Genomic DNA, 6,016 nt, shown 5'->3' with positions numbered 1-6,016 from the left:
TTCATGCTATTACCCTTGGCGCAGGTTTCGGAATAAATGTTAGAACGGAAATGATAGTTCCGGTCTTAATCGGGGTTTTGTTCATTATTATCGGAAATTATATGCCACGTATCAGTTCAAATTACTTTATTGGAATTCGCACACCATGGGCACTTCAGGATGAAAAAGTTTGGAAGGACACACAACATTTAGGTGCAAAAATGTTTGTTATCGCGGGGATACTGTTTATACTTGCAGCATTTGTTCCTGGCTACTTTAAAATCTATTTACTTAGTAGTGCCATTTTCTTATGTGTAGTTGTACCGTATATTTGGTCCTACTTCCTGTATAAAAAATTACATTCATGAATTGAGAACAACCATTCCTATCATGAATAAAGGGCTCTCAAGATTTAGAGAGCCCCTATGCATCAAGATTAATATTATCCTTCAATTCTACTACACTTCAATACTTTCAAGTTTTATGGCCTCAAATGCCTCTTCCATATCATTATCATGATACTGTACATATGTAAAACGAGATAATTTTACCAAGCGAGCAATTTCTTGGAGAGTCGGCTGTACATTCTCAGTATCAATGGAAAACTGAAGTGAAAATTTACCTTGTTGATGCTCACTTCCTTGTTTGCCTACTTCTACGTAAACATCCTTTACTCCTTTAACAGAACGAATGTAGCTAGCTAATTGATAAACAGTTTCTCGGTTAGATAAAACTTTAATTGTATACATACCTTCATCTCCCTTCTACTATCACTATACAACAAAAGGAAGGAGATTCCAGTTTTAAAATCGAACGTTTATTGAACGAAAAGAAAAATTCCTCATTAAAGTAGCAAATGTTTTAAGCCCACACAAAAATGAACGTTTGTCCTAGTGTATTTGTCCATTCTTTTTTACCTTTTCCTGCATATTTTATCCTGTAAACATTCTATGAGAAATATAAAGGAGAGAGTACTATGTCAATTCGTAGCATACAGGATTTGTTAAATCAAAGAACAACTCAACCCACATCAGATGTAGCGGGTGTTTCAGATAATGTGTTAAGTGGAGAAATTGGAACTCATACAAATTCTGCCCAAATAACAAACAGCGGAAATTCAAGTGTAACGTTAAATGCAGATACGAATTCACGGTCAAATGCAGATCAAGCCACTATTACAAGAAATGAACGTTCGCAAGATGCTAATGTTGACGCACAAGCACTGCTTACTATGCTTCAACCACTATTAGAGGTAAGCAGGGAACTAAATAAAACAGCAATCAATAATTTACTAGCAAACAATTCAACGAATTCTACTAAAAAGAAAAGAAACGATACGTTTTAATCTATATAGAAAACTTTTGCTGTGCGAAGGAGGAATGAAGGATGCGTAACTATGCTAACATTACGAATAGCGGAAATTCTAATGTAAACGTAGATATCCAAATAGATATGAGTCCAGTGGCGTATACAATGGCTTGCTACTGGCATACAAGCCGTACCATAACGGATGAACAATTCATGCATATGCTTCAGAATCTTAACCGTTTACTAGGAAAACCAGATTCGCAATTGCCATCGTTGCTATCAAACGCTAATCCATCTCCTGAAGCGATTCATACTAAAAATGATATTCGAACATTGCGAACTTTTATCTCTCAAGATTCTCCACCTACATGAAGGTGGTTTTTTTATGAAATCATCCTAAAAATATCATCCTGTTTCAATTCGTACAGGCAAACCGAAGTACGTGTACATATAATGCTGTAATCCCAAATAGAGGTGTCACACATGGCATATTTGCATGTATGTATAAATGTTACGCCAGGTGCCAATGTAGATAATAATCGCATTCAACGAGATTTGTTCCTTTCTCATGACATTTGGTATCCAATCTCTTTTCACATAAAAAAAATAATTATGTTAGACCAAACATTTAGATTCCATGATCAAGAAATTAGTTACTCTACTCCGTTTCGACACCAGCCAAAGGTTTGGCGTTTACTTGAAAATTATAAATCGGCATGTCCAAACGCTAGTCTATATATTACCTATGTTGGAGGGAATTATTTTAAGGAACCTCATGTAATCGGTTGTGCGTATTCTGAAGCTTCCGGACTACTTTGGAAAGGACATATATTTGTAACAAACACAGCGGCCTCCGCTCCCAATAAACTAACTCTTGCACATGAAATCGGGCATATTTTACTTACACAGAGAAAGAATGGAATGCTAACTAATATAGATCCCCATTCCCCTACGGGGTCTCAACACCATCCTAACCCTAATAATTTAATGTACCCGGTAGTTCCTTCTCTCCCTCGTGCATGGCAGCGGCAACATCTGCTGACAGAAGAGCAACGATTCATAGCTTCCCAAAGTCCATTGCTGCGCGGATAGGGTAAATATATCATGAAAGAAATGGGCACTGGCAATTAACCAGCGCTCATTTCCCCTACTGTTCCATTTTCTGATTCAATTGTTGTGAAAGTTTCTCAATTGCTAACACAACCGCATCTAGCTTCGTTTCGACTCTGTGTAATAAATAAAGTGTAACGACAATTGGAAATCCAACATTTGCAATTAACGGTACCCATTCCTCCACACGTCTCCCTCCTTCCCTCACTAATAAATAAAGTAGTAAGGAATAAAATAGGTATACGTTTTTCAGCTTTTCCTATCTTTTTTTCATTATAAAAAAAGAAAATGCTATAGTAGAGGTTGAAATAATGACAAATTACTAAGAGGAGAGAAAAAATGAAAATTTTATATTATATCATTGTAGGGTTACTTGCAGTGTTCCTTCTAAAAATTATCATAGGACTGACAGGCGCTGCCTTTAAGCTTATCATATTTCTAGTAGTTGCTGGTTTTATAGGCTACCTAATTGTGAGTCTTATAAATAAAATCAAAAAGTAAGAAAAGTGAATCAGGCTAGTCTTTATCCTATGGAGGCTAGCCTGCTCTTCCTATTTTACTTATATAAATCCGGCCGACGATCCGCAAACACTGGAATTTTATTTCGTACTCGCTCTATGTTTCCTACGTCAAATGTAGCGATTAAATGCTCAGCTTTTTCCCCGGCCTCAGCTATAATCTCTCCCCACGGATCAATTACCATGGAATGACCTCCATACGTTGTGCTAGTATCGCTTCCACTACGATTACAAGCAACTACAAAGCATTGATTTTCAATTGCACGTGCTTGAAGCAAGATGCGCCAATGTGCGAGTCGAGACAATGGCCATTCTGCTACTATAAATAATACTTCTACTCCTTGCGCAGTATGAGTACGTACCCACTCCGGAAAACGAATATCATAGCAGATTAGCCCTGCACATGGAGTGGAATCCAACAGAAAATCTCCTTTTTCATTACCCGATGACAAAAATTTATGCTCATTCATAAGCTGAAATAAATGTACTTTACTATATTCACCAATTTGTTCGCCTTTTTTATTAAAAGTGTACATCGTATTCGTAACAAGCTCGCCTGTTTGCTTTGCAATACTACCGCCAACTATATTCACTTCAAAACGCTTTGCCCAATCACTTAATATACGTTTAGAAAACGTTCCATCTTCATCAGCAAGCACATTCAAACGTTCTAAATCATAACCCGTTGTCCATAATTCTGGTAACAACACAACATCCGGACGTTCCTCCATAACACGTTCTATCTCTTTTTCGGCATATTCTACATTTGCCCCAACATCACCAAAACAAATATCCAGTTGTAAGCATGCAACCTTCATGACTTGCTCCCCCTTCATAAAAATATACTTTACAAACTACTAATAACGATATATTATTGGTCACTAGAATTGCAACAATTTTTAGAAGAGGTGCAAAAGATGGAATATTTTAAACCTTCACAAACACTATCAGAATTACCAACGCAATTTTTTGCCTCACTCGTTCAAAAAGTAAATGCAAGCATTGCTAAAGGCCATGATGTCATTAATCTTGGACAGGGCAATCCGGATCAGCCTACACCTCACTCTATAGTGCAGACCTTGCAATCCGCTGCAAATGACCCACTTCACCATAAATATCCTCCATTTCGTGGTCATTCTTCTTTGAAAGAAGCGGTTGCCCTATTCTATGAAAGAGAATATGGTGTATCACTGAATCCCGAAACAGAGATTGCTGTTCTTTTTGGAGGAAAGACAGGGCTTGTCGAGTTACCCCTTTGCTTTACTGAACCTGGTGATACGATTCTCGTTCCTGATCCCGGTTATCCTGACTACTGGTCTGGAGTCGCTTTGGCAAAGGCAAAAATGGAAATGATGCCACTTTTAGCAAGCAATCAGTACTTACCCGACTACGCAACAATTTCTGAACAAACGGCTGCAAAAGCAAAACTAATGTTTTTAAATTATCCAAACAATCCAACAGGCGCAGTTGCAACGAAAGAATTTTTTGATAAGACTGTTGCTTTTGCAAAGCAGCATCACATTCTTGTTTGCCATGATTTTGCCTATGGTGCTATCGGATTTGACAACAAACCAATGAGTTTTTTACAAACAATTGGAGCAAAGGATATTGGAATTGAAATCTATACGATGTCCAAAACATTTAATATGGCAGGCTGGAGAATCGCGTTTGCAGTTGGTAACGCTAGCGTCATTGAAGCAATTCAATTAATACAAGACCATATGTATGTCAGTGTTTTCGGTGCAATCCAAGAAGCAGCAAAGCAGGCCTTGCTCCATGAGCAAACATCTATCAGAGAGCTTGTTGCCATGTATTCATCACGGCGACAAGCCTTCATATCTGCTTGTCATGATATAGGGTGGAAAGTTGCAGCTCCGGAAGGCTCCTTTTTCGCATGGCTACCCGTACCTAAAGGGTATACTTCTCAAACCTTTGCAGATGTATTGCTAGAAAAAGCACATGTGGCTGTTGCACCTGGGATTGGATTTGGAGAATATGGAGAAGGATTTGTCCGCGTTGGTTTGCTTCATAGTGAAGATCGTTTACGAGAAGCAGTCAAACGAATTGAAGCATTACATATTTTTAATAAAGATGAAGCAATGCAGAGAAAGTAAACAGGTAATTGGAATAATTTTTACACGGCTAAAGGTGATGCAAACACTGGTTTGTATCGCCTTTTTTCTATTTATAACCTTATTTCCATTCTTATTCTCTGGCATCAGTCTACTCCTCCTTTTTATTTTGACTAAAAAAGCACAAATTTGTGAAACTTTTATGAACATTTTCGATGCAACGTGTATATAATGGGAGTAGATAAAGTTATTTTAATCCATATTTTCTTTTTTTAGGTTCCTACGAAAAGGAGATGATCAAATGTACTATTTAATAAGCACAGTCATAATCGGTATGATTTGTGGTATAGTACCCGCTGTAATAGGAGCGATACGTGGAAAATTAGAATTAGGAATGTTCGGTTTTATCGCTTCAGTTGTAAGCGCTACCATATTAAGCTATTATTTAGCTATTCCAGTTTCATTGTTGTTTACCATATTGATTATTAAAAATCGTGTACCCGCTACCGCTACGGAAGTTGATGATGTTGAACCATTCACAAAAGAGCAACGTGTCAAAGCACGGCTATAATCACATAAATTTTATGCTATCAATACAAAAAGTCCTCCTAACGTTTGGAGGACTTTTTGTATATCCTATTGGTTAATTATTCCATTTGCATACCCTTATATATAACGTTTAATAAGGGCCTGTGTTCCATTATTTTCTTCACCTTGTTTTGCTAATTCCTCATACATTTGTTTTGCTAAGGATAAACCAGGTACTTCTAATTTCATTGCTTCTGCTTCTTCTAAAGCAATTTTCATATCTTTAATAAAATGTTTAATATAAAATCCAGGATCGAAGTTTCCTTCTATCATACGAGGAGCTAAGTTACTTAACGAAAAACTACCAGCTGCACCTGACGCAATACTCTCTAAAACCCTTTTCGGTTCAAGTCCGGACTTTTGAGCATATGCGATTGCTTCACATACCCCAATCATGTTGGAGGCTATAGCAATTTGGTTACACATTTTTGTATGCTGACC

10 protein-coding genes and 1 pseudogene are annotated in these 6,016 nt (G+C 37.3%); 7 read left to right on the top strand and 4 right to left on the bottom strand.

Annotation, left to right across the window (positions count from 1 at the left end; all coding sequences use genetic code 11):
- The coding region (locus AC11ZT_RS13710) for an SdpI family protein (protein WP_484060135.1) at window positions 1-347 on the top strand (347 nt) is incomplete at its 5' end.
- Between the two features lie 90 nt (window positions 348-437).
- Here the strand turns inward: AC11ZT_RS13710 and AC11ZT_RS13705 are convergent.
- The gene (locus AC11ZT_RS13705) at window positions 438-728 is read right to left on the bottom strand and encodes a DUF3928 family protein (protein ID WP_484060134.1); all 291 of its coding nucleotides are present in this window, start codon (window positions 726-728) and stop codon (window positions 438-440) included.
- 227 nt (window positions 729-955) lie between these two features.
- Between AC11ZT_RS13705 and AC11ZT_RS13700 the strand changes: the two genes are divergently transcribed.
- The 3 genes from AC11ZT_RS13700 (at window position 956) to AC11ZT_RS13690 (ending at window position 2,379) form a co-directional block, all read left to right on the top strand.
- The gene (locus tag AC11ZT_RS13700) at window positions 956-1,324 is read left to right on the top strand and encodes a hypothetical protein (RefSeq protein ID WP_484060133.1); all 369 of its coding nucleotides are present in this window, start codon (window positions 956-958) and stop codon (window positions 1,322-1,324) included.
- Window positions 1,325-1,365: 41 nt separating this feature from the next.
- A complete protein-coding gene (locus tag AC11ZT_RS13695; protein ID WP_484060132.1) occupies window positions 1,366-1,659 on the top strand; it encodes a hypothetical protein in 294 nt (97 codons plus the stop codon).
- 111 nt (window positions 1,660-1,770) lie between these two features.
- The gene (locus AC11ZT_RS13690) at window positions 1,771-2,379 is read left to right on the top strand and encodes a DUF955 domain-containing protein (RefSeq protein WP_484060131.1); all 609 of its coding nucleotides are present in this window, start codon (window positions 1,771-1,773) and stop codon (window positions 2,377-2,379) included.
- Between the two features lie 55 nt (window positions 2,380-2,434).
- Here AC11ZT_RS13690 and AC11ZT_RS13685 read toward each other — a convergent pair whose 3' ends face one another.
- Window positions 2,435-2,584: a YvrJ family protein gene (locus AC11ZT_RS13685; protein WP_379966742.1), complete on the bottom strand. Its 150-nt coding sequence runs from the start codon at window positions 2,582-2,584 to the stop codon at window positions 2,435-2,437.
- Window positions 2,585-2,736: 152 nt separating this feature from the next.
- Here AC11ZT_RS13685 and AC11ZT_RS13680 point away from each other — a divergent pair, with 152 nt between their 5' ends.
- The gene (locus AC11ZT_RS13680; RefSeq protein WP_484060130.1) at window positions 2,737-2,898 is read left to right on the top strand and encodes a hypothetical protein; all 162 of its coding nucleotides are present in this window, start codon (window positions 2,737-2,739) and stop codon (window positions 2,896-2,898) included.
- Between the two features lie 55 nt (window positions 2,899-2,953).
- Here the strand turns inward: AC11ZT_RS13680 and AC11ZT_RS13675 are convergent.
- Window positions 2,954-3,797: pseudogene (locus AC11ZT_RS13675) on the bottom strand (carbon-nitrogen family hydrolase).
- Window positions 3,798-3,832: 35 nt separating this feature from the next.
- Between AC11ZT_RS13675 and AC11ZT_RS13670 the strand changes: the two are divergent.
- Entirely contained in the window at window positions 3,833-5,029 is a 1,197-nt protein-coding gene (locus tag AC11ZT_RS13670) for an aminotransferase class I/II-fold pyridoxal phosphate-dependent enzyme (RefSeq protein ID WP_484060129.1), read from the top strand.
- A 259-nt stretch (window positions 5,030-5,288) separates the two neighbouring features.
- The gene (locus tag AC11ZT_RS13665) at window positions 5,289-5,558 is read left to right on the top strand and encodes a hypothetical protein (protein WP_484060128.1); all 270 of its coding nucleotides are present in this window, start codon (window positions 5,289-5,291) and stop codon (window positions 5,556-5,558) included.
- A 95-nt stretch (window positions 5,559-5,653) separates the two neighbouring features.
- Here AC11ZT_RS13665 and AC11ZT_RS13660 read toward each other — a convergent pair.
- The coding region (locus AC11ZT_RS13660) for an NAD(P)-dependent oxidoreductase (protein ID WP_484060127.1) at window positions 5,654-6,016 on the bottom strand (363 nt) is incomplete at its 5' end.

Source organism: Ectobacillus sp., assembly GCF_056992975.1.
This window is presented reverse-complemented; position numbering and strand designations above follow the sequence as displayed.

Coding starts and splice junctions, on each gene's coding strand:
- AC11ZT_RS13670 (WP_484060129.1), top strand. CDS start 3,833: ATGGAATATTTTAAACCTTCACAAACACTATCAGAATTACCAACGCAA.
- AC11ZT_RS13680 (WP_484060130.1), top strand. CDS start 2,737: ATGAAAATTTTATATTATATCATTGTAGGGTTACTTGCAGTGTTCCTT.
- AC11ZT_RS13705 (WP_484060134.1), bottom strand. CDS start 728: ATGTATACAATTAAAGTTTTATCTAACCGAGAAACTGTTTATCAATTA.
- AC11ZT_RS13690 (WP_484060131.1), top strand. CDS start 1,771: ATGGCATATTTGCATGTATGTATAAATGTTACGCCAGGTGCCAATGTA.
- AC11ZT_RS13700 (WP_484060133.1), top strand. CDS start 956: ATGTCAATTCGTAGCATACAGGATTTGTTAAATCAAAGAACAACTCAA.
- AC11ZT_RS13695 (WP_484060132.1), top strand. CDS start 1,366: ATGCGTAACTATGCTAACATTACGAATAGCGGAAATTCTAATGTAAAC.
- AC11ZT_RS13665 (WP_484060128.1), top strand. CDS start 5,289: ATGTACTATTTAATAAGCACAGTCATAATCGGTATGATTTGTGGTATA.